The organism is Brevundimonas sp. 2YAF1 (assembly GCF_052114745.1).
Lineage (GTDB): Bacteria > Pseudomonadota > Alphaproteobacteria > Caulobacterales > Caulobacteraceae > Brevundimonas.
The window spans coordinates 117,752-142,297 of the sequence record NZ_JBFRFI010000006.1; the positions used below are offsets into that span (position 1 = coordinate 117,752).

The 24,546-nt window shown below is 68.1% G+C and carries 28 protein-coding genes; 12 read left to right on the plus strand and 16 right to left on the minus strand.

All coding sequences use genetic code 11. The annotated features are described in order from the left end of the window. Positions 1 to 56: 56 nt before the first annotated feature. The 4 genes from AB4Y68_RS09960 to AB4Y68_RS09975 all read left to right on the plus strand — a co-directional run bounded on the left by AB4Y68_RS09960 (position 57) and on the right by AB4Y68_RS09975 (position 5,268). Positions 57 to 1,865, plus strand: coding sequence for an autotransporter domain-containing protein (locus AB4Y68_RS09960; RefSeq protein ID WP_441455437.1), 1,809 nt, complete (start codon positions 57 to 59; stop codon positions 1,863 to 1,865). A 238-nt stretch (positions 1,866 to 2,103) separates the two neighbouring features. Further along, entirely contained in the window at positions 2,104 to 2,733 is a 630-nt protein-coding gene (locus AB4Y68_RS09965; protein WP_441455438.1) for a M23 family metallopeptidase, read from the plus strand. A gap of 112 nt (positions 2,734 to 2,845) precedes the next feature. Next, a complete protein-coding gene (locus AB4Y68_RS09970; protein ID WP_441455439.1) occupies positions 2,846 to 3,826 on the plus strand; it encodes an ABC transporter ATP-binding protein in 981 nt (326 codons plus the stop codon). After that, entirely contained in the window at positions 3,823 to 5,268 is a 1,446-nt protein-coding gene (locus AB4Y68_RS09975) for an ABC transporter permease (RefSeq protein WP_441455440.1), read from the plus strand. The genes AB4Y68_RS09970 and AB4Y68_RS09975 overlap by 4 nt, the downstream gene beginning before the upstream one ends. A gap of 983 nt (positions 5,269 to 6,251) precedes the next feature. Here AB4Y68_RS09975 and rpsU read toward each other — a convergent pair. Next, a complete protein-coding gene (gene rpsU, locus AB4Y68_RS09980; protein ID WP_184271562.1) occupies positions 6,252 to 6,494 on the minus strand; it encodes a 30S ribosomal protein S21 in 243 nt (80 codons plus the stop codon). Positions 6,495 to 6,684: 190 nt separating this feature from the next. On the opposite strand from rpsU, the gene AB4Y68_RS09985 reads away from it, so the two are divergent. Then, the gene (locus tag AB4Y68_RS09985) at positions 6,685 to 7,377 is read left to right on the plus strand and encodes a COQ9 family protein (RefSeq protein WP_441455441.1); all 693 of its coding nucleotides are present in this window, start codon (positions 6,685 to 6,687) and stop codon (positions 7,375 to 7,377) included. 4 nt (positions 7,378 to 7,381) lie between these two features. Here the strand turns inward: AB4Y68_RS09985 and AB4Y68_RS09990 are convergent, their stop codons facing one another. Further along, complete coding sequence (locus AB4Y68_RS09990; RefSeq protein ID WP_441455443.1) at positions 7,382 to 8,464, minus strand: 5-(carboxyamino)imidazole ribonucleotide synthase; 1,083 nt, start codon at positions 8,462 to 8,464, stop codon at positions 7,382 to 7,384. A 1-nt stretch (position 8,465) separates the two neighbouring features. Continuing rightward, positions 8,466 to 8,957 (minus strand): 5-(carboxyamino)imidazole ribonucleotide mutase, encoded by a 492-nt coding sequence (gene purE, locus AB4Y68_RS09995; protein ID WP_441455444.1) that lies wholly within the window; start codon positions 8,955 to 8,957, stop codon positions 8,466 to 8,468. Between the two features lie 137 nt (positions 8,958 to 9,094). On the opposite strand from purE, the gene AB4Y68_RS10000 reads away from it, so the two are divergent. Continuing rightward, positions 9,095 to 9,661, plus strand: a complete 567-nt coding sequence (locus AB4Y68_RS10000; protein WP_441455618.1) for a GGDEF domain-containing protein — start codon at positions 9,095 to 9,097, stop codon at positions 9,659 to 9,661. 19 nt (positions 9,662 to 9,680) lie between these two features. On the opposite strand, the gene AB4Y68_RS10005 is transcribed toward AB4Y68_RS10000, so the two are convergent. From AB4Y68_RS10005 to AB4Y68_RS10015, 3 genes are read right to left on the minus strand one after another with little or no spacing between them, the layout of a single operon-like run. Then, positions 9,681 to 9,905 (minus strand): YdcH family protein, encoded by a 225-nt coding sequence (locus tag AB4Y68_RS10005; protein ID WP_441455446.1) that lies wholly within the window; start codon positions 9,903 to 9,905, stop codon positions 9,681 to 9,683. 39 nt (positions 9,906 to 9,944) lie between these two features. After that, positions 9,945 to 10,412, minus strand: coding sequence for a TIGR02444 family protein (locus AB4Y68_RS10010; RefSeq protein WP_441455447.1), 468 nt, complete (start codon positions 10,410 to 10,412; stop codon positions 9,945 to 9,947). Continuing rightward, complete coding sequence (locus tag AB4Y68_RS10015; protein ID WP_441455448.1) at positions 10,409 to 11,026, minus strand: UbiX family flavin prenyltransferase; 618 nt, start codon at positions 11,024 to 11,026, stop codon at positions 10,409 to 10,411. Before AB4Y68_RS10015 ends, AB4Y68_RS10010 begins: the two co-directional genes overlap by 4 nt. A gap of 115 nt (positions 11,027 to 11,141) precedes the next feature. On the opposite strand from AB4Y68_RS10015, the gene AB4Y68_RS10020 reads away from it, so the two are divergent. Further along, complete coding sequence (locus AB4Y68_RS10020) at positions 11,142 to 11,315, plus strand: YdcH family protein (protein ID WP_441455449.1); 174 nt, start codon at positions 11,142 to 11,144, stop codon at positions 11,313 to 11,315. 72 nt (positions 11,316 to 11,387) lie between these two features. Here the strand turns inward: AB4Y68_RS10020 and AB4Y68_RS10025 are convergent, their stop codons facing one another. Next, positions 11,388 to 12,053, minus strand: a complete 666-nt coding sequence (locus AB4Y68_RS10025; RefSeq protein ID WP_441455451.1) for a DUF1013 domain-containing protein — start codon at positions 12,051 to 12,053, stop codon at positions 11,388 to 11,390. Positions 12,054 to 12,268: 215 nt separating this feature from the next. Between AB4Y68_RS10025 and AB4Y68_RS10030 the strand changes: the two genes are divergently transcribed. Then, positions 12,269 to 12,904 (plus strand): beta/gamma crystallin-related protein, encoded by a 636-nt coding sequence (locus AB4Y68_RS10030; RefSeq protein ID WP_441455452.1) that lies wholly within the window; start codon positions 12,269 to 12,271, stop codon positions 12,902 to 12,904. Positions 12,905 to 12,948: 44 nt separating this feature from the next. On the opposite strand, the gene AB4Y68_RS10035 is transcribed toward AB4Y68_RS10030, so the two are convergent. Beyond that, positions 12,949 to 13,923 carry an NAD(P)H-quinone oxidoreductase gene (locus AB4Y68_RS10035; RefSeq protein WP_441455619.1) on the minus strand — a complete coding sequence of 325 codons (975 nt, stop codon included), beginning with the start codon at positions 13,921 to 13,923 and terminating at the stop codon, positions 12,949 to 12,951. A gap of 79 nt (positions 13,924 to 14,002) precedes the next feature. Here AB4Y68_RS10035 and AB4Y68_RS10040 point away from each other — a divergent pair, with 79 nt between their 5' ends. Beyond that, positions 14,003 to 14,206 (plus strand): DUF1192 domain-containing protein, encoded by a 204-nt coding sequence (locus AB4Y68_RS10040; protein ID WP_441455453.1) that lies wholly within the window; start codon positions 14,003 to 14,005, stop codon positions 14,204 to 14,206. 104 nt (positions 14,207 to 14,310) lie between these two features. After that, positions 14,311 to 14,838 (plus strand): protease adaptor protein RcdA, encoded by a 528-nt coding sequence (gene rcdA, locus AB4Y68_RS10045; protein WP_441455455.1) that lies wholly within the window; start codon positions 14,311 to 14,313, stop codon positions 14,836 to 14,838. Between the two features lie 18 nt (positions 14,839 to 14,856). On the opposite strand, the gene AB4Y68_RS10050 is transcribed toward rcdA, so the two are convergent. Next, positions 14,857 to 16,413, minus strand: a complete 1,557-nt coding sequence (locus AB4Y68_RS10050; protein WP_441455457.1) for a L,D-transpeptidase family protein — start codon at positions 16,411 to 16,413, stop codon at positions 14,857 to 14,859. Positions 16,414 to 16,577: 164 nt separating this feature from the next. Continuing rightward, positions 16,578 to 16,802 (minus strand): 50S ribosomal protein L31, encoded by a 225-nt coding sequence (gene rpmE, locus AB4Y68_RS10055; protein WP_441455458.1) that lies wholly within the window; start codon positions 16,800 to 16,802, stop codon positions 16,578 to 16,580. A gap of 131 nt (positions 16,803 to 16,933) precedes the next feature. Here rpmE and AB4Y68_RS10060 point away from each other — a divergent pair, with 131 nt between their 5' ends. Then, positions 16,934 to 18,796: an ABC transporter transmembrane domain-containing protein gene (locus AB4Y68_RS10060; protein ID WP_441455459.1), complete on the plus strand. Its 1,863-nt coding sequence runs from the start codon at positions 16,934 to 16,936 to the stop codon at positions 18,794 to 18,796. 655 nt (positions 18,797 to 19,451) lie between these two features. Here the strand turns inward: AB4Y68_RS10060 and AB4Y68_RS10065 are convergent. The 6 genes from AB4Y68_RS10065 to AB4Y68_RS10090 all read right to left on the minus strand — a co-directional run bounded on the left by AB4Y68_RS10065 (position 19,452) and on the right by AB4Y68_RS10090 (position 23,734). Next, on the minus strand, positions 19,452 to 20,483 hold the full coding sequence (locus AB4Y68_RS10065; RefSeq protein ID WP_441455461.1) for a glycerophosphodiester phosphodiesterase: 1,032 nt from the start codon (positions 20,481 to 20,483) through the stop codon (positions 19,452 to 19,454). A gap of 196 nt (positions 20,484 to 20,679) precedes the next feature. Continuing rightward, positions 20,680 to 21,486 (minus strand): inositol monophosphatase family protein, encoded by an 807-nt coding sequence (locus AB4Y68_RS10070; protein WP_441455462.1) that lies wholly within the window; start codon positions 21,484 to 21,486, stop codon positions 20,680 to 20,682. A gap of 134 nt (positions 21,487 to 21,620) precedes the next feature. Continuing rightward, a complete protein-coding gene (gene efp, locus AB4Y68_RS10075) occupies positions 21,621 to 22,187 on the minus strand; it encodes an elongation factor P (protein ID WP_441455463.1) in 567 nt (188 codons plus the stop codon). Positions 22,188 to 22,309: 122 nt separating this feature from the next. Further along, positions 22,310 to 22,618 (minus strand): GIY-YIG nuclease family protein, encoded by a 309-nt coding sequence (locus AB4Y68_RS10080; RefSeq protein ID WP_441455465.1) that lies wholly within the window; start codon positions 22,616 to 22,618, stop codon positions 22,310 to 22,312. Positions 22,619 to 22,878: 260 nt separating this feature from the next. Next, a complete protein-coding gene (gene bfr, locus AB4Y68_RS10085; RefSeq protein WP_441455466.1) occupies positions 22,879 to 23,379 on the minus strand; it encodes a bacterioferritin in 501 nt (166 codons plus the stop codon). A 169-nt stretch (positions 23,380 to 23,548) separates the two neighbouring features. After that, complete coding sequence (locus AB4Y68_RS10090; protein WP_441455467.1) at positions 23,549 to 23,734, minus strand: (2Fe-2S)-binding protein; 186 nt, start codon at positions 23,732 to 23,734, stop codon at positions 23,549 to 23,551. A 122-nt stretch (positions 23,735 to 23,856) separates the two neighbouring features. Between AB4Y68_RS10090 and thiE the strand changes: the two genes are divergently transcribed. Next, positions 23,857 to 24,516 (plus strand): thiamine phosphate synthase, encoded by a 660-nt coding sequence (gene thiE, locus AB4Y68_RS10095; RefSeq protein WP_441455469.1) that lies wholly within the window; start codon positions 23,857 to 23,859, stop codon positions 24,514 to 24,516. Positions 24,517 to 24,546 lie beyond the last annotated feature (30 nt).

A 24,546-nucleotide genomic window follows, 5' to 3' on the forward strand; every position in this document is an offset into this window, starting at 1 on the left:
AAGCGGCGCAGACTGCCGAATAGCGACCGCTCACTGACGGTCGAGGGAGGGAATCGATGTCTCGTCTTCTCCGTGGAGCGGCTCTGGCCGCCCTGACTCTGGCTGCTGCCTCGGCTGCAGGCGCCGCCGGCGCCCAGAGTTACAATCGACTGGTCGTGTTCGGCGACAGCCTGTCGGACAACGGCAATCTGTTCGCCCTGTCGGGGCAGCCGCCGGCGCCCTACTATCAAGGTCGTTTCTCCAACGGACCGGTGTTCACGGAGCTGTTGGGCTTCAACGCCGGACGCTACACCGCCGGCGCGCCCGTGACCGGCAGCGTCAACTACGCCTTCGGCGGCGCGCGGACGGACAGCCAGGCGTCGCCGCCCGGGATGCGCAATCAACTGCTGGCCTATACGGGCGGGGGCGGCAAATTCGGCCGCGGCGACCTGGTCAGCATCCTGGGGGGCGCCAACAACCTCCTGCAGGCCATTCCGTCGGCGGCCGTCTCGGCCAACCCGACAGGCAGTATCACGCCGGTCTCGCTGAGCGCGGCGGCCGACATCAATTTCATCGTCAACAGCGTGGCGTCCGCCGGGGCGGGCACGATACTGGTGACCAACCTGCCGCGACTGGGCACGACGCCGCAGTTCAATCAGGGCGCCTCGGCGGCCGCCGCCCCCCTGGCCGACTACGCCGGCACGACCTTCAATGGCGCCCTGCTGACGGGCTTGATGGCCACGGCGGCGGGCCAGCCCAACACCAACATCATCCTGATGGATCTCTACAAGATCAGCGACACCCTGTCGGCGAGCCCTGATCGTTTCGGTCTGACCAACGCCAGGGACATGTGTTTCACCGGGACCAGCGTTTGCGCCAATCCCGACAGCTACCTGTTCTGGGACGGGGTCCACCCCACGGCGGCGGGTCACAGGCTGATCGCGCATCTGGCCAACGACTACCTCTACTACGGCGACCTCGGCGCGCAGAGCGCCGTGCTGGGCGAGACGGCCTGGCGGCACCGCGAGGACGCCATGGACGGCTCGACCGCCAGCCTGTCGGGGCGCGACGCCTGGACGGCGGGGACTTCGATCTCGGTGGGGGCGTTGGCCGACCGGACCAGGACCGATGCGCGCGGCCCGATCAGCGCGGCGACCTCGACCGGCTACGGCGTGCGGATCGCGCTGGAGTCGGGCACGGAGACGATGCGGTTCGGCTTGGCGGGAAGCTATCGCAACGCCGACGTGGACGCCGGGGCGATGAAGGTCGATCTGGATACGTTCGGTCTCGACCTCTACGGCGGCTGGCGCGCGGGCGCCCTGTTCGTCAATGCGGCGGCGGGCGTGGCCCAGGACGATTTCCACGACATCTCGCGCCGGACCTCGCTGGCGCCGATCGTCCACACTGGCTCGACCCGGGGCGTCAGCACGGGCGCGCGGCTGCAGGGCGGGATGTGGTTCGACATGGGCGGGATCGCCCTGTCGCCGCGCGCCGCCGTGGCCTGGATCAACAGCGACGTGGACGGCTTTGTCGAACAGGGCGTCGCGGCCCAGTACGCCTATCAGGACCGCACGGTTGAGGCGACGACGGCCGAGATCGCCCTGCGCGCCGAGGGCGGGATCGACCGCTTCCACTTCTTCGCCGAGGGCGGCTATCGCGACAGCCTGAGCGACGACAGCGACGCCGTGCGCATCGGCATCGCCGGCAATCCGGCGCAGATTCTGGCGCGCGAGGCTGAACTGCCGTTCGGCAGTCAGTTCCTGGCCTCGGCGGGCATCGAGGGCGTGGTGATGGAGCGGCTGAAGGTCAGCATCGGCTACCAGGGCCGCTTCGGCGATCGGGCCACAAGCCATATGGGCGGTGTGCAATTGACCCTGCCGCTGTAGGCCGTTCGACGGCAGGGACCGGGGCCGCGCGGCGACTGTCGCGCGGCTTCTTTCGTTCCGGTTCCATCGGTGCGACCTCGTGTCGCCCCCGCAGCGCCCCATTGGAGTCCCGGTGTGATGGCAAAAGGCGGTCAACCCCGGCCGTCGGCGACTGAGTTTTTCGCCACCCGCGCTGCCTATTTCGCGTGAACATGTCGGCCCCTCCCGCTCGATGAGCGCCAGGAGCTGTAGTTTTAGTATGCGTTTGGTACCCTCGGCCATCAGGCCGTTCGCCCTTCATGTCGGCCAGGCCACCATGCTGGCCGGCGCCGCCGTTCTCGCCATGGCCGCCGCGCCGTTGAACGGCGCCAACCCCGCCCCGGACAAGCTCGAAGACCTGTCCGTTCCCGCCGCGCCGCCGGTCAAGGCCGTGGCCCAGCCGGCCGGGCCGGTGATGCGCAAGGTCGCCTTCGAGGCTCCGGTGAAGGGCTATCGCGTCAACTCGGTCTTCGGCCTGCGCAAGCTGGCGATCGAAGCCAAGGCGCGCGCCCACAAGGGTGTGGACATCGCCGCGCCCAAGGGCACCAGCGTCTATTCGACGGCGGAGGGACGGGTGGTCCGCGCCGGCTTCCAGGCCGGCGGCTACGGCAATTTCATCGAGGTGAAGCACCCGAACGGGATGAGCAGCGTCTATGGCCACCTGAGCCGGATCGACGTGCATACGGGCCAGTCGGTCGCCACGGGCGAGCGCATCGGCCTGGTCGGTTCGACCGGCTATTCCACCGGCCCGCACCTGCATTTCGAGATGCGCCGCAACGGCGGTCAGGTGAACCCGACCAAGGTCATGGGTGAGAGCTTCGACGTGAAGGTCGACGCCCCCGCGAGCTGAGGCTTGCGGTCATCAGGCTTCGTCAATAATGACTAATCCGTAATGTAAAACGCCCTTTCCATAGACGGCGGCGGGCCGCTAGGCTCTCTCCTGACGGTTAAAGGGGAACGGCATGGCGGCAGCGCTGACGCTGGACGGAATCAGCAAGAGATACGGCGGCTTCCAGGCGGTTTCCGACCTGAGCTTCCAGGTCGAGAAGGGCACGATCTGCGGCTTCCTCGGCCCCAACGGCGCGGGCAAGACCTCGACCCTGCGCATGATCCTGGGGCTTCAGCCGGCGACGTCCGGCCGGATCGAGATCCTCGGCGCTGACGACGGGCGCAAGGTCCGCGACCGGATCGGCTTCCTCCCGGAAGAGCGCGGCCTCTACAAGAAGATGACCCCCGTGGACGCCATCGCCTTCCTCGGCGGGCTGAAGGGCCTGCCCGTCGCTGAGGGCCGCAGGCGCGCCCGCGAGATGCTGGAGCAGATGGGGCTCGGCGACGCCCAGAAGAAGAAGATGAAGGAGTTGTCCAAGGGGATGGCTCAAAAGGTCCAGTTGATCGCCTCGGTCGTGCATCGGCCCGAGTTCGTGATCCTGGACGAGCCCTTCTCCGGCCTCGACCCGATGAACCAGCAGGGGCTGGAGGCCATGATCCGCGCCCTGGCCGCCGACGGCGCGACCGTCCTGTTTTCCACCCACGTCATGCAGCACGCCGAGCGGCTGTGCGACAAGGTCGTGCTGCTGGCGCGCGGTAAGAAGGCGTTCGAGGGCACGGTGGACGAGGCGAGGGCGACCTCGCCGCGCTTCCTCGAACTGGAAGGCGCGCTGGACCCGGCGGCCGTCGCGGCCTTGCCGGGCGTGTCCGGCGTCGAGGTGCTGAACGACTACGACGGCGCGCGCACGCTCCGCGCCGGTCTGGCGCAGGGGGCGGGCGGACAGGAGGCTCTGAAGTCAGCCTTCCTGACCGGGCTGGACGTGCGTCGGTTCCAGATCAAGGAGCCGACCCTGCACGACGCCTTCATCGCCCTGACCGGCGACCACCCCGACCAGGACCAGAGCGTCGCCAGAGACGCGGCGCGCGATGCGCCCAAGGCGGAGGCCGCCCGATGAACCGCACCCTTCTGATCGCCCGCCGAGAGTTCATGGCCTACGCCAAGACGGTCGGTTTCTGGCTGTCGCTGCTGGCCTTCCCGCTGTTCGGGGCGCTGGGCGGGGTCATCCCCATCCTGATGAGCCACGCCGAGCCGGTGCGCCAGGTGGCCCTGGTGGACGAGGCGCCGGCCGGGTCCGGCCTAGCCGCCGCCGTGCGTCAGTCGCTGGAGACCGAACAGACGCGCGGCGACATCAGCGCCCTGCGCATGGCCGCCATTCCCGAGGCCGGCGTAGCGGGCGGCGACCGGGTGCGCCAAGTCGCGGAGACCGAGGGCTTCGCCGCCGGGATCGCCGCGCTGAAGCGCGAGGCGCCGCGCGCCGGGGCCGCCTTTGAGACGCCGAAACGCAGCCTGACCCTGGTCGCGCCGCCCGCCGAAATCGTCGCCGCAGCGCCGGGCCAGGCTCGCGACGCCCTGGCCCGGCGCTATCTGACCGACGACGCGCCCGAGGGGCAAAAGCTGAGCGCCGTCGTCTTCCTGACCGAGGCCAACGGCCAGCCCGGCGCCCGCGTCTGGACTGCCCGCGCTACCGACAACGCCGTCGAGGACGCTGTCCGCGACGCCCTGAAGGACGCCAACCGCCGTCAGGTCTTCGCCGCCAGCGGCATCGACCCCGCCGTCGTCGTTCAGACGGATCGCTTCCGTCCTGATCTGTCGGTCTTCTCGCCCAAGGCGGCCTCGGGCGGCGAGGTCTCGTTCCGCGACAAGCTGCCGACCGTGGTCGGCCTGGCGGTCGGCTTCATCCTGTGGTCGCTGATCATCACCGGGGCCTCCATCCTGCTGAACAGCGTGATGGAGGAGAAGGCCAACAAGATCCTGGAAGTCCTGCTGTCCTCGGCCTCGGCGACCGAGATCCTGGCCGGCAAGGTGCTGGGCGTGGCCCTGCTGACGCTGACCGTGCTGCTCGCCTGGGGGGCTCTGGGCGGCGTGGCTCTGGTGGCGGCGGCGCCCGATATGGCGCGCGACATCGGCTCGGTGCTGATGAGCAACGGCCTGCTGATCTATTTCCTGCTGTTCATGGTCGGGGGCTATCTGATGTACGCGGTGCTGTTCGCGGCCATCGGCGCCTTCTGCGAGACGCCGCGCGACGCCCAGACCCTGATGGGGCCGATCATGATGGTGCTGGTGGCGCCGCTGCTGGTCATGCAGATGGCGATCCGCACGCCCGACGCGACGGTGGTCAAGGTGATGAGCCTGATTCCGCCCTTCACCCCCTTCGTCATGGCCGCCCGCGCGCCCAGCGGCCCGCCGCTGATCGAGATCATCGGCGCCCTGATCGGCATGTTCCTGTTCGCGGCCCTGATGGTCTGGGTGGCCGGTCGGGCCTTCCGCGCCGGCGCTCTGTCGGACGTGAAGCTGAACTGGAAGAGTTTCCTCGGCGCCGTGCGCGGCGGACACTGAGGTCTCTCGGGAGAGGGGGGCTGATCTTCCTTCTCCCCTTGCGGGAGAAGGTGGCAGCCCTCGACTTGATCGGGGGCTGACGGATGAGGGGGCTCGCCGCGCTCAAAACCCCCTTGCTTCATCCGCTGTCGCGCAACCCCTCATCCGACCTCGCTCCGCTCGGCCACTCGACGCTCCCATTCTCCCGCTCACCCCGGCGGACGCCGGGGTCCAGCCCTTTGGCTGCAAACGCCGCGGGCGGAGCACTCACTGGATCCCGGCGTCCGCCGGGATGAGCGGAGAAAAGAGACGGCCTTCACAATCAGGCCCTCCAATCCTTGAAAACCGGCGGGATTACGCCTCATCCGCCCCCATCACCTCGCCTCACCCCCAACCTGCGCCATGCTTTCCCTGTCTCGTCGCAAGGGAGGGCTCGCTTGGCCGGCGAACCGAAGCGGCGGCGGGAGCGGAGAGAACGGGGGTCTTGTCGGACCGTCAGCCTCTCGTCGCGCGCGCCGGGCAAGGGAGCACCCAGCGGAAGGCGGCGATGGATCAGGCGGGCGGTTCTCCACGCGACGTTTCAGGACGGAGCGTGAAATGGTCTCAAGCAGCGCGAACGCGCGTTAGACCACGAGAAGACATGACGCCGCTGGGGCCTAGCGACGGGGCGTTCGACCCGTCCATCGTAGAGGCTCCGGTCAGGGTCGAGGGGGTTACTCGGACCGTTCCAGGACCGCGTCGTCGCGCGGCCTGCCCGTCATGGGCGCCGGGAGTAGCCGCAAACAGCGGCGCCTGCCCCGAGCTCATGTCCAACTCTTCGCGCGGGGCGCAGCGTCTTCGTCGAAACGGTAAAACTACAACCTCTCCGGGCGAAGGCCCGGCGCCCCGCCCAGCCCTCCGCCGCCCGCGATTTCGCGAGGCGGGCAGCGGCGTTCAGCCAAAGAAAAGGCCCGCTCCGGTTTCCCGGGGCGGGCCTTGATCTTTCAGCCGAGGCTGGGGCCGTATTAACGGCCGCCCGGAACCCGGGGCTTCGGAGCCGGCAGCAGGCCCTCGCGCTGGGCGCGCTTGCGAGCCAGCTTGCGGGCGCGACGGACAGCTTCAGCCTTTTGACGGGCGCGCTTTTCCGAAGGCTTTTCGAAGTGCACGTGGCGCTTCATTTCACGGAAGCTGCCTTCGCGTTGCATCTTCTTTTTCAGGGCCTTGAGGGCCTGATCGACGTTGTTGTCGCGGACGAAAATCTGAACCAGGGTTATCTCTCCTTTGGCCGCCCGCCGCGTCCTTTCGAAGGGAGACGGGCAGACAAAATAAAAACCTCTTCCGAAAGGCGGGGCTCTCGGATGAAGGCGCGCTGATACACGACCAGCCTGGGCCTGTCCAGATCGACACAGGCAATCGTGATGGGTCGAAAAGCCCGAAGGACAGGACTATTCTGGGGATATGACCGAAGCCGCCGACGCCGATCCCAAACCCGCCCCCAAGGACGATTGGGCCGCCCGCACGGAACAGGGCGTCCTGGACGCCGCTATAGAACGCGCGCCCGTGCTGGGCTGGAACAGCCGCCTGGTGCGCGCGGCGTGCGAGGCGAACGGCCTGTCGCTGGGCGACGAGGAGTTGCTGCTGCCCAACGGCGCGCGCGATCTCGCCGTCCTGCTGTCGCGCCGTCACGATTCGCGGGCGTTGAAGGCGCTGGAGGCCACGCCGCCGGACACGATGAAGATTCGCCAGCGAATCGCCGCCGCCGTCTCGGCGCGGATGGAGGCCGGGGCGCAGGACATCGAGGCGGCCAAGCGCTGCGCCGGTTTCCTAAGCCTGCCGACCAACGTCGACCTGGGCTTCAAGCTGGCCTGGGAGAGCGCCGACCACCTGTGGCGCTGGGCCGGGGACACGGCGACGGATCAGAACCACTATTCCAAGCGCGCCATCCTGGGCGGCATCCTGATTCCGGCCCTGACCATGCGCTGGTTCGACGGCAAGGAGGCGGCGGAGGCCTTCGTCGGCCGCCGCATCGAGAACGTCATGGCCTTCGAGAAGTGGAAGGCGGGCAAGGATTTCGACGCGCCGCTGAAGGCCGTGACGGATGCGCTGGGGCGGTTACGCTATGGGGCGAAGGACGAGACGCCCTCGGCCTGACGGCTCAGATCGAACCCAACACCCGGTTCACGTGCGCCATCTTGCGCCCGGCGCGAGCCTCGGCCTTGCCGTAGAGGTGCAGTCGGGCGTTCGGCTCAGCAGCCAGGGCGCGCCACTGATCGACCTCGTCGCCCAGCAGATTGGTCATCTCGATCCGAGCGTGGGCCTCGGTGGGGCCGAGGGGCCAGCCGACGATTGCGCGGACGTGCTGTTCGAACTGATCGCAGACGCAGCCGTCCTGGGTCCAGTGGCCGGTGTTGTGGACGCGCGGGGCGACCTCGTTCACCAGCAATTCTCCGCCTCCCATATCGAACAGCTCGATGCCCATGACGCCGACATAGTCGAGGCCGTCGAGGACGGCGGCGGCGATCTCAACGGCGCGGGCCTGCGTCTTCGCATCGACGGCGGCGGGGGCCAGGGTGGTCTTCAGCACCCCGTTGGCGTGGATGTTCTCGCCCAGCGGATAGACGGCGACCGCGCCGTCGTGGTCGCGCGCGGCGATCACCGACAGTTCCCGGTTGAAGACGGCGGCGGCTTCCAGAATGGCGGGGCGGCGGCCGATGGCGTCGAAGGCGGCGGCGGCATCGGCGGCGTCGCGGATCCAGACCTGACCCTTGCCGTCATAGCCTTCGCGGCGGGTCTTCAGCAGGGCGGGCAGGCCCAGAGCTTCGATGCTGGCGGTCAGGTCGTCCAGCGTGGCGACGGACGCGAAATCGACGGTCGGGGCGCCGACGGCGTTCAGATAGGTCTTCTCGTCCACTCGGTCCTGGGCGACGGCCAGAGCCGTCGGCCCGGGCGCGACCAGGGCGCCGGCCTCGGCCAACTGTTCCACCGACAGAGCGGGCACGTTCTCGAACTCGAAGGTGACGACGTCGCACAGACGGCCCAGGGCCTGAAGCGCGTCGGGGTCGTCATAGGGGGCGGTGATCTGGGCGCGCGAGACGCGGGCGGCCGGGCAGTCGGGCTCGGGGTCGAGGATCACCACGTCGAAGCCCAGGCGCGAGGCGGCCTGGCTCAGCATCCGGCCCAGCTGGCCCCCGCCGAGAATGCCGAGGGTCGATCCGGGGGGCAGGGGCAACTGGGGCAAGTCAGTCCTCGACGGTTTCGGCGACGGATTCGGTCTGGGCGGTGCGGAAGGCGCTCAGGCGCTCGGCCAATGCGGGGTCCGACAGGGCCAGGATCTGCGCCGCCAGGATGCCGGCGTTGGCGGCGCCCGCCTCGCCGATGGCCAGGGTGGCGACCGGCACGCCGCCGGGCATCTGGACGATGGAGAGCAGGCTATCCAGCCCCTTCAGCGCCTTGGACTGGACCGGCACGCCCAGCACGGGCAGGTCGGTCATCGAGGCGGCCATGCCGGGCAGGTGGGCTGCGCCGCCGGCGCCGGCGATGATGACCTTGTGGCCGTTCGCCTTGGCGTTCGTGGCAAAGTCATACAGACGCTTCGGGGTGCGGTGGGCGCTGACGACCTTGGCTTCCCAGGCGACGCCCAGCTGGTCCAGACGTTCGGCGGCCAGCTTCATGGTCGGCCAGTCGGAACGGCTGCCCATGATGATGGCGACAGGTGGCGTCGAGGCGGTCATGCGCGAAGGCTCCCCACACGGAAAGCGGCCCGTTACAGCACGCGCGTTGCGCCCGCAACCAAGGTCGCTAGAATCCCTAGCGTCGCGAGGGCCTGAGTCGCCCGCGATTCGCGATACCGGAGCCTGACTTGACCGACGTGGCCGAACCGACTGCAGAGACCGATCTGCACGCCGAGATCGAACGGCTGCGCGCCGAGGTCGTCGCCCTGACCGCCCGCGCCGAGGAGGCCGAGGCCCTGGCGGATCATGATGTCCTGACCCGGGCGCTGAACCGGCGCGGCTTCATGACGGTATTGAACCGCAGCATGGCCTTCTGCCGCCGTCACGAGGTTCAGGCGGTGCTGTTGTACCTCGATCTGGACGGGTTCAAGGGCGTCAATGACCGGCTGGGCCACGCCGCCGGGGACGCCGCCCTGGTGCGGGTCGCGGACCTGTTGCTGGAAAATGTGCGCGAGTCCGACGCCGTCGGGCGGTTGGGCGGCGACGAGTTCGCGCTGCTGCTGCTGCACGCCGGGGTCGAGGAAGGTCGCGACAAGGCCCGGCGTCTGGCGGAAACGCTCGAAGCCGACGGCTTCCAGTGGCAGGGCGAGCGCGCGGCTCTGGGCGGTTCGTTCGGCGTCCGGGCCTATTCCGGCCAGACCGATCCCGAGATCTGGCTGTCGGAAGCCGACGCGGCCATGTGGCTGAGGAAGAAGGGCCGCTGACGGCGCTTATCAGTCCGGCTCAGGCGATGATGTCGGGCAGGATGCGGTCTTCGACCTTCACGATCTCGTCGCGCAGGGCCAGCTTCTTCCGCTTCAGGCGCGCGATCAGCAGTTGATCGGGGATCGGCATATGACCCAGGGCGTCGATCGAGGCGTCCAGGTCGGCATGTTCTTGCAGGAGCGTTTTCAGCTCAGCCCGCAGCCGCTGGTCCTCATCGGACAGAAAAGGTTGGTCGTCGTTCATGGTTCGCCCCGGACGCGTTATCTTATAGCCGACCGGCCGTCAGGCGGGAAGGCGTTCGGCCAGGGTTGTCAGCGCGGGCCGCGGCACGATCCGGGTCCACTGGCGGGCGGTCTCGGCCAGACCGTCGATGGCGCGGCGCGGCGCGCCGGACGGGGCGGGGGCCAGGCTTTCCAGCTCCAGCATCAGGCGGCGCTCGGCGTCCAGCTCGACCGTCTTGACCTGTTGTCGCAGCGCCTCGCGCGCCGCATCGTCGATGTCGGGGATGGGCGCCTTCAGCGTGCGGCGAACGGCGCGCAGGTGGGCCACGATCACGGTGTCATAGGCTCTCGCCGTGTCGCAGGCGGCCTCAAGGGTTTCCTCGTCCGGGCGGCGGCCGGTCACGGCGACCCAGGCGGCCCACAGCAACAGGGGCACGTTCTGCTCGTTGTGGTCCTGCAGGCTCAGGCAGGCCTCGGCGACGCCCGGCGCGTCATAGGCTGCGACGGCCCAGGTCCACAGGTCGCTCATGCTTCGCTTGCGCCCTTGAGGCCTTCCCAGCGGCGCACGGCGGACCAGTCCAGGCCGAACAGGTCCAGCGCCCGGCCGACCGACTGGTCCACCATGTCGGCGATGGAGGCGGGCTTGGCGTAGAAGGCGGGCAGGGGCGGGGCGATGACGGCTCCCATTTCGGCCAGGGCGGTCATGGTGCGCAGGTGGCCCAGGTGCAGCGGCGTCTCTCGCACCATCAGCACCAAGGGGCGGCGCTCCTTCAGCGCCACGTCGGCGGCGCGGGTCAGCAGGGTCGAGGTCACGCCGGTGGCGATCTCGCTCATGGTGCGCACCGAGCAGGGGGCGACGATCATGCCGAGCGTGCGGAACGAGCCGGAGGCGATGGCGGCGCCGACATCGGCCAGTTTGTAGACGACGGAGGCCTTGGACATCAGGTCGTCGGGCGTCAGGTCTGTCTCCTGCGACAATGTGAGCAGGGCGGCCTTGCTGACCACCAGATGGCTCTCGATGCTCAGTTCCCGGAGCGCATCCAGCACCCGTGCGCCGTAGATCGCGCCGGAAGCGCCGGAGATTCCAACGACCAGCCGCAAGGGGGCCGGCTTGCTTATGGTCGAGTTCACATCATCGGCCATTTTGACTTCCACAGTGTCCGTGTTCGGAGCGGCGGAGGGTCACCGCAATGTGATTCCACAGCCCGTCGTTCCGGGCGCTCAGTGTAGTGGTCCCTTAGACATGGAGGCGCAAGCCATGACCATCGAGGCTCGTATTCGCGAACTGGGAAACCGGCACCGTTCGCTGGATGAGACGATCCAGCAGGAGGCACGGAGACCCACCGCGGACCCGATCCAACTCAGGGAACTCAAGCAGCGAAAGCTCAGGCTGAAGGAAGAAATCACTAGTCTGGAGGCCAGGGCCCACTAGCCACTCCTCCCAAAACGAGAACGGCCCCGAAGAGCGATCCTCGGGGCCGTTTCTTGTTTCAGGGCAGAACGATCAGTCGTTCTTGCCGAACACCGACTCGGCGGTGGGCTCGGCGCCGGGGCGCACGCGCTCTTCCGGGACGAACTCGGGCTCTTCCGGTTCGGCTTGGATGGATTGCAGGGCGGCGCCGCCGGCCTTGGCGTCGTCCTTGGCCTTCTTGTCGGCGGCCTTCTTGACGATTTCATCGAGCTGCAGCTGGCCGACCAGGCCGAGCGTTACCGGATCGACCGGCTTGATGTTGGCCGAGTTCCAGTGGGTGCGGTTGCGCACGGTCTCGATGGTGGACTTGGTCGTGCCCAGCAGTTTGGCGATCTGGGCGTCGGTCACTTCCGGGTGGTTGCGCACGAACCAGGCGATGGCGTCCGGACGGTCCTGACGACGCGACACGGGCGTGTACTTGGGGCCGCTCTTGCTGGGCTTCATCAGGTCGGCGTGGCGGCTGACCACAGCCTTCATGCGGTAGTCGGGGTGGTCCTGGGCCTTTTCCAGCTCTTCACGCGTCAGTTGACCGCCCGTGACCGGGTCCACGCCGCGGATGTCGCGGGCCACGTCGCCATCGGCGATGCCGCGTACTTCCAGCGGGTGCAGGCCGCAGAAATCTGCGATCTGCTCGAAGGAGAGCGAGGTGTTGTCCACCAGCCAGACCGCGGTGGCCTTGGGCATCAGGATGTCGGTCATGGGGCGTGCGTCCCGGCGTTTGCGGCCCGAATATCGGGCGTTTGAATCGGCGGCGCCCGACCTTTCGGCCGGGCGCGAGAGCTTCTGTATAGGCGATTTTCCGGCAAATGAAAACGTCGTCTGACCTTGGCATACAGCCAAGGTTCATCGGTGATGTTGAACTGTGTGGCTGAGGGCGCGTTGTGCGCCCTGGGAGCAGCGGAGGAGACCGTCTCATGAGAAGGTTCTTGATTGCAGCCGCAGGTGTCGTCGCGGCGGTCGGCGCTCTGTCGGCGGTTACTGTCACGTCGGCGGACGCCCAGGCTCAGACGCGCGGCGCCCCGCGCGGCAGCTATGCGCAGAGCTGCTCCGGCTCCTACGTCAATCAGGGGCGCCTGTACGCCGACTGTCGCGACCGTTCCGGCCGGATGCGCGAGACGTCCATCGAACTGGCGCGCTGCTCCAGCAGCGACATCGGCAACGATAACGGCCTGCTGGTCTGCTACAATCATCGCGGCGACTATGAGAACGGCGGCCGTCCCGGCGGCGGACCTGGCAACGGTCCCGGTCGGCCTGGCGGACCGGGCGGCGGCCACGGCGGGGGCTGGGGCAATGCTTCGATCACGGTCTATCGCGACGCTAATTTCCGCGGTCAGTCGATGACCTTCCGCGAAGACATCCCGAACCTGCGCAGTAGCGGTCTGAACGACGCGATCAGTTCGTTGCGTCTGGAGCGCGGCAGCTGGGAAGTCTGCGAGGACGCCAACTATCGCGGGCGTTGCCAGGTCATCAACGGCGACGTGCGGGACCTGGGCCGCTCGGGCATGAACGACCGGATTTCGTCGCTTCGCCCCGCCCGTCGCGGCTACTGACACCGGAAACGGGAGGCTTCGGTCTCCCGTTTTTGTTCGGGTGCTCAGAGCGTCAGGACGATCTTGCCGACATGATCGCCGGCTTCCAGCCGCTGATGTGCGGGGGCGGCCTGTTCCAGCGGAAAGGTCGCCTCGACCTTCGCCCGGATCTTGCCCGAAGCGACCCAGGGCCAGACGGTTTGCTCGAGGGCGGCCGCCAGGCGGGCCTTTTCGTCGGCGGGGCGGCTTCGCAGGGTCGAACCGGTCAGGACGATCCGTTTCAGCATCACCCGCATCAGGTCGATCTGGGCCAGGGCGCCGGTCAGGGTGGCGATGACGACCCAGCGGCCGCCGGGCTTGAGGGCGTTGAGGTTCAGTTCGGCATAGGCCGCCCCGACCATGTCCAGCACCACGTCGGCGCCGCCCGCGGCCTTGATCGCGGCCAGCAGGTCGCCGTCGGCGGCGTTCAGGCTGACGTCGGCGCCGAGCGCGCGGGCGGCTTCGGCCTTGGCCGGGCCGCGCGAGGTGGCGATGACGCGCGCGCCCGCGGCCTTGGCCATCTGGATCGCCATGACGCCGATGCCGCTGGTCGCGCCGTGGATCAGCAGGGTCTCGCCGGCCTTCAGTCCCCCGCTTTCGAAGACGTTGGCGAAGACGGTGAAGGCGGTCTCGGGCAGGGCCGCGGCGTGAACGAAGTCCAGATCGCCGGGGACCGGCAGGGCGTGGCGGGCATCGGCCATGGCGTAGTCGGCGTAGCCGCCCCCGCCTAGCAGGGCGCAGACCCGGTCGCCGACGCGCCAGCGGGTGGCGACGCCTTCGCCCACCGCATCGACCTCGCCCGCGACTTCCAGCCCCAGAATGTCCGAGGCGCCGGGCGGGGCGGGGTAGAGCCCCAGACGCTGCACGATGTCGGGTCGGTTGACCCCGGCGGCGCGCACACGGATGCGGATTTCGCCGGGCGCGGGCGTCGGCCGCGGTCGTTCCGCCAGATGCAGGGCTTCGGCCGGACCCTTGCCGCCTTCGATCTCGATGACCCGCATGATGGCTCCGCCGCTTGCAATCGTCGTCATTGGGGCGTTTTCATACGGCTTCGTGCGGTCGCTGACCACGGAGGCGATGATGACGTTGGAAGATCTGGAGCCCCGGCCCCAACGCGGCGAGGCGCTGACGGCGCTGGGACGCGAGGACCTGGACCTCTACGCCGTGGACGAGTTGCACGAGCGTATCGCCGCCCTCGAGGCCGAGATCGCGCGCGCCAAGGCGGCCATTGAAGGCAAGTCCTCCAAGCGCAGCGCGGCGGACGCCCTGTTCAATTTCCGCTGAGAAGACCCTCCCGCGATTTCGTAATCCGTGGCATGACGATTGCAGTTCCGGTCCGTGCGGCGTCCTTTCGACCCGCGAGTTCTGACGGACGCGCGTGACTTTTCATGGGTAGAACCGAGTTGACAGCCATCGACGCCGATGTGGCCGGGTCGCGTTCGCGCAGCGCCGAGGTGCTGGATTTCGCGCGTTCTGAGCTGTTCGATCGCACCTTCCGCGAGGGAATGGAGCTGGTCGAGGAGACGGCCGCCTACTTGGACGGCGACGGGCGTCAGGATTCGCGCCTGCTGTCGCGTGCGGCGGCCCTGGCCTATGCGGGCGAGAGCATGAAGCTGACGACGCGGCTGATGCAGATCGCGTCCTGGCTGCTGGTCCAGCGCGCCGTGCGCGAGGATGACATGAGCGCGGCCACGGCCTGCGAGCCGCGTTACCGGCTGGCGGATCGCCGGATCGAGACGGAACCGAGCCACCGTGAACTGCCGATCGCCCTGATCGAATACGCCGTGCGCGCCGAGAAGCTGTACGACCGCGTCCTGCATCTGGATCGACGCATGTATCTGGACGGCGGCGAGGAGCCCGCGGTCAATCCGGTCCAGAGCCAACTGGACCGGCTGCAGGCGGCCTTCGGGGGCTGAGCCCCCGGCGGTCGTGTCCTACGGCCCGACGTCGTTGGCGTCGCTCGGCCCGTCGGCGATGACGCGCGGCAGGGTGACGGCGATGCCCAAGGCTTGAGCCAGCTTGGCGTCCCGTTGATAGACGTCTTCGCGGAAGGCGACCCGGCCCTGTCCGTCGACGAAGGCCGTCCAGTAGAGCAGGCGCACGGCGATCTCGCGGCCGGTGGTGACGCGCTTGGTCTCGCGGCTGTCCTGGGCGGCGTCGAACTCGGCCAGCTTGGTCGGATCGGGCGACAGCAGCAGGCGGGCGAACTCGACCGCGTTCTGAACCCGCACGCACCCGTGGCTGCGCTGACGCACCGTCAGGTTGAAGGCGGCCTTTGACGGGGTGTCGTGCAGGAAGATGGCGTAGCTGTCCCGCAACTCGAACTTCACATAGCCCAGCGACGACTTGGGCCCAGCGCGCTGCACCACCCATCCGTCGCTGTTGATGTACATGTCGTGGGCGGCCAGATAGCCGGGACCCTTGGGCAGGATTTCGCGGCGGGCGATGCCCATGGGCACGGTCCATGGCGGATTGGCCACGACCGAGGCGAAGGGTTTTTCCAGGCTGGGGGTCTGGTTCTCGTCCGTACCGACGATGACGCGGTTGGAGTGAACCGGCTTGCCGTCCTTCCAGTAGACCATGATGGCGGCGGCGGTGTTGACCTCGATCCGCTCGGGATTCAGCTCGCGCTTCAGCCAGCGGCGGCGTTCCAGGTTGAGGGCGATCTGGCGAGCGCGGTCCTCGGCCGAGGCGCCGAGCGAGCGCTGGGTGCCGGGGCCGATGCGACCGTCCGGGCCCAGGCCGTGGCGGGTCTGGAAGCTGCGCACGGCCTGTTGCAACTCGGAGCCGTAGGTCAGATTGCCTTTCAGGCGCGGACCGGCCGCGGCGCTGAGGTCGCCCTCGGCGACCAGACGGGCGATCAGAGCGGGGATGCGGTTGTCGCTGGTCCCCGGCTCGATCGTGCCGCCCTGACGGAAGGCGGGCCAGCCGCCCTGTCGGGCGATGCCGCGATAGCGGGCGTAGCCGGCCGACAGATTGGTGTAGCCGATGTCGGTCGGGGCCAGGCCGTCGAACCACTGGCTGAGTTGGTTGGCGCTGATCGCCTGGGTCAGGCCGGTGGGGACGTCGACGCTGTTCTTCTGCATCTCCCACAGGTCCTCGACCGTCTCGGGACGGACACGGCCCTCGGCCAGGACGCGGGCGTAGGCGACGGCGGCGGCGGTGGTGCGTATCTCGGCCGAGCCGGGATCAGCCGCCAGGCCGACGAAGTCGAAGAAGTCCCCGGCGGGCAGGGCGTGGCGCTCGGCCCCGGCGGCGACGTCCTGAAGGATACGCAGCCGGTCGGCGGTCCAGATCGGCTTGCCGCCGGTCAGTTGATAGACGGCGCGGACGTCGGCCTGCTGCTCTGGCGGCAGGCGCGAAGCCTGGGCCTCGAAGCCGGCGATGAAGGCCTGCGGGTCGATCGGCCGGTTTTGCGCCAGGGCGGCCGAGGCCGCGCCGAGGGTCAGGGTCGTCGTCGCGACGCCAAGGCCCAGTTCCCGTCGATTCATCACTTGAAACTCTTGCAGTCCGATCCGGCGCCAGACCCACCGCCTGCGCCCCGAAGGATCGAACGTGGCCATGTTATCGACGTTCCGGGCAAACAAAAAGCGCCGGCCCATCGGACCGGCGCTTCTGTGGCGACTTTGTCGCAGCCCCTGAAGGGCTTGGAGGCCTACTTCTTGATGAAGCCGCCGAACTTGTTGTTGAAGCGCGACACGCGGCCACCGCGGTCCAGCATGTGGGCGTTGCCGCCGGTCCAGGCCGGGTGCGTCGACGGGTCGATGTCGAGGGCCAGCGAGGCGCCTTCTTTGCCGTAGGTCGAACGGGTCTGGAAGGTGCTGCCGTCAGTCATCACAACCGTGATGAAGTGGTAGTCGGGGTGCGTGTCCGCTTTCATCGATCTGATCCGTCTCTGCGCGGCGACGATGCCGACCGTCAATGCGCGTAAATAGAGAAACCCGCCGAGGCTGCGGCGGGAATGAGCGGCGGCGTTTACACCGGGGGGCGTTCCGGGGCAAGAGCGCTGGCATGACCCAAGTTTCCTCGCCTTCCGCTTCGCAAGAGGCCAACGCCCAAGCGGCCCGCGGTCGCCCCGGCGCCGGCGCCCTTCTGGCCGAACAGATGGACGAGGCGGGCGGCAAGCGCGCCAAGACCCGAAACATCAGGCCCCTGGGGCGTTTGCTGCCCTTCATGATGCGACACCGGCTGGACGCAGGGATCGCCGGCCTGTGGCTGCTGTTCTCGACGGCGGCGTCCCTGGGGCTGACGGCGACGGCGCGCGGGGCCATCGACAACGGCTTCGAGAACGCTGGCCGCGACATCAATACCTGGTTCCTGATTCTGGGGGCGAACGCCCTGATTCTGGGGCTGGCGACGGCCTTCCGCTATTTCTACGTGACCAAGACGGGCGAGCGGGTCATCGCCGACCTGCGCACGGCCCTGTTCCAGCGCATTCTGACGCTGGACCCGGTCTTCTTCGCCCACATGCGGACCGGCGAGGTGCTGTCGCGCCTGACGACCGACATCCAGTTGGTCGACACCCTGCTGACCACCTCGGTCAGCTATGCGCTGCGCAACTTCTTCACCCTGATCGGCGGGGTGATTCTGCTGTTCTTCGTCAGCCCCAAGCTGACCGGGTTCGTGCTGCTGATCGTGCCGGTGCTGATCGTGCCGCTGTTCATCTTCGGGCGTCAGGTGCGCAAGCTGACGGTCAAGTCGCAGGACACCTTCGCCAACGCCGTCGGCTTCGCCGGCGAGAGCGTGGACGCCATCGAGACGGTTCAGGCCTTCGGGCGTGAAAAGAGCGCCATCGGCCGCTTCGGCGCGGCGGTGGAGGAGGCCTTCGGCGTCTCCCTGGTTCGGATGCGGGCGCGGGCGGTGATGACCGCCATGATCATCGTCGTCATGTTCGGCGGCGTGACCCTGGTGCTGTGGCTGGGGGCGCAGGACGTGATCGCCGGGACCATGACGCCGGGGGCGCTGTTGCAGTTCGTCCTGCTGTCGGTCTTCGCCGCCGGGGCCGTGGGCGCGCTCGGCGAAAGCTGGGGCGACGTGCAGAAGGCCGCCGGGGCCATGGAGCGGATCGACGAACTGATGCGGGCCGTCCCCGCCATCGCCCCGCCCGCCAAGCCTGTGGCCCTGCCGCAGCCGCCGCTGGGCGAGGTGTCGATGTCGGCGGTGGACTTCGCCTATCCGGGCCGTCCCGACCTGCCGGCGCTGAAGGGTTTCAGCCTGACCGTGCGGCCGGGCGAGACCGTGGCCCTGGTCGGGCCGTCAGGCGCGGGCAAGTCGACGGTCTTCCGTCTGTTGCTGCGTTTCTATGATCCGCAATCCGGTCTGGTGTCGGTGGACGGCGTGGACGTGCGCGCGGCCGACCCGGTCGCGGTGCGCGAGCGCTTCGCCTGGGTGTCGCAGGAGGCGCCCCTGTTCTCGGGCTCGGCGCTGGAGAACATCCGGTTCGGCCGCGAGGCCGCGACCCTGGCCGAGGCCCGCGCCGTGGCCGACGAGGCCCAGGCGCTGGGCTTCCTCGAGGCCCTGCCGCAGGGCTTCGACACGCCGCTGGGCGAGCGCGGCAAGAGCCTGTCGGGCGGTCAGCGGCAACGTCTGGCCATCGCGCGGGCCCTGGTCCGCGAAGCCCCGATCCTTCTGCTGGACGAAGCCACCAGCGCTCTGGACGCCGAGAACGAGCGTCTGGTGCAGGCGGCGCTGGATCAGGCCATGTCCGAGCGCACCACCTTGGTCATCGCCCACCGTCTGGCCACCGTGCTGCGGGCCGACCGCATCGTCGTCATGGACGGCGGCAGGGTGGTCGAGGAAGGCACCCACGCCGAACTGACGGCGCGGGGCGGGCTGTATGCGCGGTTGGCGGCCTTGCAGTTTCAGGGGACGTAGCGACGTTTTTCCTCCCTATCGCGGAACGATGGGGAGGTGGCGCGGCGGCGCAGCCGACGTGACGGAGGGGCGGCTTTGCGGCTTGAGGCGGCGTCGGCCCCTCCACCGCTACGCGGTCCCCCTCCCCATGGAATGGGGAGGAAAGAGCGGGGGCGATTGCACTGCGACCCGAAAAAAATAGTGCAATTGGTGCAATCCTTGAGGCGGCGATCCTCCCCTGCGGAGCGGGGGAGGGGGACCATGCGAAGCATGGTGGAGGGGGCGAGGACCGGGCGCTTCGGTTCGAGATTTGCGCATGATGAGAGGCGAAGGGAAGGGCGGCGACTGTGGTTCGCTCCTCCCGCCTGCGGCGGTCCCCCTCCCCCGTGAACGGGGGAGGATTGAGGCGGATGGCTCGGCTACGACGATGTCAAAGAACGCGAGCATGATAACGCCGTCGGGGGCGGCGCTATGAGTTGCGCGGCGGGGCGTTGGAAAAGCCTGTAAGATCAAGGGGCGGTCTAGCGTCGTTGTGATGGCTGGCGGGCCTTTCCTCCGTCATCCCGGCCGGAGCCTCTCGCAGAGAGGCGCAGAGCCGGGACCGCCCAAGGCTCGACGGCGGCGCTTTCTGCGGCCCCGGATAGCGGCTGTGCCGCTTCCGGGATGACGGGGGCGGCTAGCGCGCGGCGACCGCTACGCCCGGAAAGTCGCTGAACACGGCGTCGACGCCGAGGGCGTAGAAGGTCTTCAGATAGCCGCTCAGGTCGCCGTGGCTGGCGGGGGCATCGCCAACCCGGCGTTCCAGCGGCAGGAAGGCGTTTTCGGCGCGGAAGGTCCAGACCACGACCTGCAGCCCCGCGGCATGGGCGTCGGCGATGAGGGATGTCGACGGCAGGCTCCGGCCCTCGTCGCGCGGCAGGATCAGGCCGGTCTCGACGCCGATAGCATCGGCATAGGCGGCGACGGCGCTCAGGCCCTCGGGGCTGCTCATGGCGGCGTAGGTCAGGTCGGGACGGTCGGCGGGGCCGCCGGAGACGCTCATCAGTTGCAGCAGCGGCGCGTCGATGCGGGTCTTGAGCCGTTGCAGCGGCCCGACCTCGAAACACTGGATCAGGATGGGGGCGTCGGCGCCGGTCAGGCCGTGACGCTCCAGCGCGGCGACGAAGGCGTTCTCCATCGGCAGGCCGATGCCGGCAAAATAGGAGGGGTGCTTCAGCTCCGGCGCGACGCCGATGACGCGGCCGGTGCGGGCGGTCGCCTCGCGCGCGATGGCCACGACCTCGTCGAAGGTCAGGATGGCGTCCTGGCCGTCCCAGGCGGTGTTGGCGGGGCGCAGCAGGGGCAGGCGCTCGCGCGCGCGCAGGGTCTTCAGTTCGGCCAGGGTGAAGTCTTCGGTGAACCAGCCGGTGGTCTCATTGCCGTCGATGGTCTTGGTGGCGCGGCGGGCGGCGAACTCAGGGTGGTCGGCCGCGTCGGTCGTGCCGCCGATCTCGTTCTCGTGGCGGACGACGAACTGGCCGTCGCGGGTCATGACCAGATCGGGCTCGATGAAGTCCGCGCCCTGTTCGATGGCTAGTCGATAGGCCGAGGCGGTGTGCTCGGGCCGTTCGCCGGAGGCGCCGCGATGGGCGATGATCTGGGGGACGGGCGCAGACATGGCCGGGGTTCCGCTGAGGAGGAGGGCGGCGGTCAGGATGAGACGGATCATGCGCCGAGGGTAGGGGCGGGACGTGACGCGCGTGTGATTTCTCCCTCCCCTTCATGGGGAGGGGGGCGTCGCGAAGCGGCGAGCGGGTGGGAGGGCTAGATACGACAAGGGCGGCGGGTCAATGACCACGCCGCCCCCACCCGGCCTCGCCTGACGGCTCGGCCACCCTCCCCATGAAGGGGAGGGTGAGTTCTAGTTAGGCCGCCTGCAGGATCTTGCGCAGTTGCGGGTGCAGTTCCGGGTTGGCGGCGACGATCTGCTTGCCCGACTTGGGGTCGCCGTCGATGTCGATGGTGGTGACGGTGCCGCCGGCTTCGGTGACGAACAGGATGCCCGCCGCCACGTCCCAGGGCTGCAGGTTACGCTCGAAATAGGCGTCGTAGCGGCCGGCGGCGACCCAGGCGAAGTCCAGCGAGGCGGCGCCCAGGCGACGGATGCCGGCGACGCGCTGGCCGACCGCGTGGATGTCCTTGATCGCCTGGGAGTGGCCGATCTTGCCGATGAAGGGCAGGCCGGTCGAGATCAGGCTCTCGGACAGGTCGCGACGGCCCGAGACGCGGATGCGCTGGTCGTTCAGATAGCAACCCTTGCCCTTTTCGGCCCAGAACAGCTCGTTCATCACGGGGTTGTAGGTGACGCCGGCGACGATCTCGGACGAGCCGTCGGGGTGCTTGCGCTCCAGCCCCACCGTGATGGCGAAGTGGGGCATGGCGTGCATGAAGTTGGTGGTGCCGTCGATCGGGTCGACGATCCAGGTGTGCGACTTGTCGGTGCCTTCGACCATGCCGCGTTCCTCGCCGAGGAAGCTGTAGCCGGGGCGGGCCTTCATGAGCAGTTCGAACAGCGTGTCTTCGGCCTTGAGGTCGGCGGCGGTGACGAAATCACCCGGACCTTTGCGCGAGACCTGAAGCTGGGCGACTTCGCCGAAGTCGCGAAGCATGGGGCGGGCGGTCTTGCGCACTGCGCCGATGATGACCTGAACGAGGGCGGAGGCGAGAGCCATGAGTATCTCCTGGTCCGGCTGTCCTTGAAGGCCCTGTCGGCCCGGAGAGACGGAGAAGCAAAAGGGGCGCGGACCATCCGCGCCCCTGTAACTGTCTTATAGCGCCCGACCTTGGCCGGGAAAGACGGTGTTTGTTAGTCCGCGCGGCGGACGTATTCGCCCGTCGTCGTGTCGACGATGATGCGCTCGCCGGCCGACATATAGGGCGGGATCATGATGCGGACGCCGTTGTTGGCGATCGCGGGCTTGTAGGACGACGACGCCGTCTGGCCCTTCACGGTGGGCTCGGTCTCGGCGACTTCCAGAACGACCTGTTCCGGCAGTTCCAGGCCGATCGGACGCTCTTCGTGCATCTCGATGATGACCTTCATGCCCTCCTGCAGGTAGGGGATGCGTTCGTCGCCGACCCAGTCCTTGCGCAGTTCGATCTGCTCATAGGTGGCGTCGTCCATGAAGACGAGGCTGTCGCCGTTGTCGAACAGATAGGAGAAATCCTTCTGTTCGAGCGTGACGCGCTCGACCTTGTCTTCCGAACGGAAGCGTTCGTTCAGCTTGTTGCCGGTTTCGAGGTTCTTGGCCTCGACGTTGGCGAAGGCGCCGCCCTTGCCGGGCTTGACGTGGCTGGCCTTGGTGACGACCCAGAGGCCGCCGTTGTGCTGCAGGACCATGCCGGGCTTGATGGTGTTGCCGTTGATTTTCATTGAAACCGCTGGGATCGAAGGGCTGGGGGCGGCCCGGCCGCTTCGTGGGCGGGCGCGCGAAATCGCGGCGAGCCGTAGAGGAACGGCGGAAAAAGGGCAATGGGGGGCGTTTGGCGGCTGGATTATTCGAACCAGCCTTCGGAGAGATCGCGCCAATCGGGGTTGAGGTCTTCGATCAGTTTCAGCTTCCAGTCCCGTAGCCAGGTCTTGATGGCCCGCTCACGCCGGATGGCCTCGGTGATGAAGGTGTAGCGCTCAAACCAGACCAGGCGTTTGCAGCCGTAGGCCGAGGTGAAGCCGGGGCGAAGTTCTTGTTTGTGCTGGGCGACGCGGGCGGGAAGGTCGCTGCTGACCCCGGTGTAGAGCGTGCCGTTTCGACCGCTGGCGATGATGTAGGTGGCGATGAAGCTGTCGTCGGTCAGTCGCGCCAAGGCGGTCCCCCAAAGCCGTCATGCGGGAGGCTGGGGTTTGAATGAGGGGCTGTCAAATGGCGGCGCGGCTGGATCGTCGGGTCAAGCCCGACGATGACGGCATCAGAGGGGGGAGTCGTGTGGGGCTGGGGGCTGCGGCTGCCTCTCCCCAAAGCCGTCATGCTCGGACTTGATCGGAGCATCCAGCAGGCTCGACGCCTGAACGGCGGTGCGGCTGGATCGTCGGGTCAAGCCCGACGATGACGGCATGGACGGCAGGATCAGTTGCCGGTGGCGGCGCTGTCCGTCTTGATCTCGCTCATGGCGGACTGAAGGTAGTTCTGGGCGCCCAGCAGTTCGATCAACTTGTGCTGGTTCTCGAGGAAGTCGATGTGCTCCTCGGTGTCGGACAGGATCTTCATCAGCAGGTCGCGGCTGACGAAGTCGCCTGCGGCTTCACATTGGGCGACGGCGGCGGCGGTCGTGGCGCGGCTGTCGATTTCCAGTTGCAGGTCGGCGCCCAGGCATTCGATCGGCTCTTCGCCGACCTTGAGCTTGTGCAGGTCCTGAAGGTTGGGCAGGCCGTCGAGGAAGAGGATGCGCTTGATCAGCATGTCGGCGTGCTTCATCTCGCCGATCGATTCTTCGTAGATGACGTGGCCGAGGTGGGCCAGGCCCCAGCTCTCGAACATGCGAGCGTGCAGGAAGTACTGGTTGACCGCCGTCAGCTCGTTGGTCAGCACCGCGTTGAGGGTGCGGATGATCGCCGGATCGCCCTTCATGGTCGTCGCCTTTCGTCGTCGGCGGCGGACGGGAGGCCGGAACGGCGCTCCAGACTCGATCGCTGCCTGATGCCAAAGGCTTTTACCACGGCAAAGGCGTCGTGGATTATTTGCGAGTATTTATCACTGCATTGATAGTGCGAGTGAAATTCGCTGCCGGGAGTAGAGACTATTCGGCCGCGAGGGCGAAGGCCGCCTGGGTGTCCTGAATCATCTGACGCATTTCGCAAACGCACTTGGCGCATTGCGGAGCGCATTGATTGGTCGCGAAAATATCCTTCGGACGGGTCGCACCCGCCTCGATGGCTTGAGCGACGTCACGTTGGCGAAGGCCGTTACAGTTGCAGACGTACAAGGCGACAAGCCCCGAAGCAGTTCTTGAGAATGGCTCGCTATAGCATTTCTTAAGGCGAGTGCAAATCGTTCGCATGAGGTTGCGACATTGACGCCCGGCGCGGGGACGGGCAGGGCGAGGGCATGGCTCGTCAACCCGCTCTTCCGCCCCGTCCGCCCTGTCAGCTATATCTGATCACGCCGCCGGCCATCGCCGACCTGGAGGCCTTCGCCGGCCTGCTGGAGCAGGCGCTGTCGGCGGGCGAGGTCGCGGCCCTGCAGATCCGGCTCAAGGACGTTTCGGATGATCAGGTGCGCGCCGCCGTGGCGCGGCTGGCGCCGATCGCCCGGGCCCACGGCGTGGCCGTGATCCTGAATGACCGGCCGGACCTGGCGAAGGCCACGGGCTGCGACGGGGTGCATGTCGGCCAGGACGATATGTCGGTGGCCGAGGCACGGCGCATCATGGGACCGGACGCGATGATCGGCGCCACCTGCCACGATAGCCGTCACCTGGGCATGGAGGCCGCCGAGGCGGGCGCGGACTATGTCGCCTTCGGCGCCTTCTTCCCGACGGACACCAAGGAAACGACGCACCGGCCCGAACTGGCGGAACTGACCATCTGGCAGGAGACGATGGAGACCCCGTGCGTCGCCATCGGCGGCATTACGGTCGACAACGCCGCCCAGGTAGCCGCTGCGGGCGCGGATTTCGTCGCGGTCAGCGCGGGCGTGTGGAAGCATCCCGAAGGCCCTGCGGCGGCGGTGCGGGCGCTTAACGCCGTTCTGGCGACCGCGTTCTGACTTCAGAGGATGTTTAGGAAGCTTGGGCAG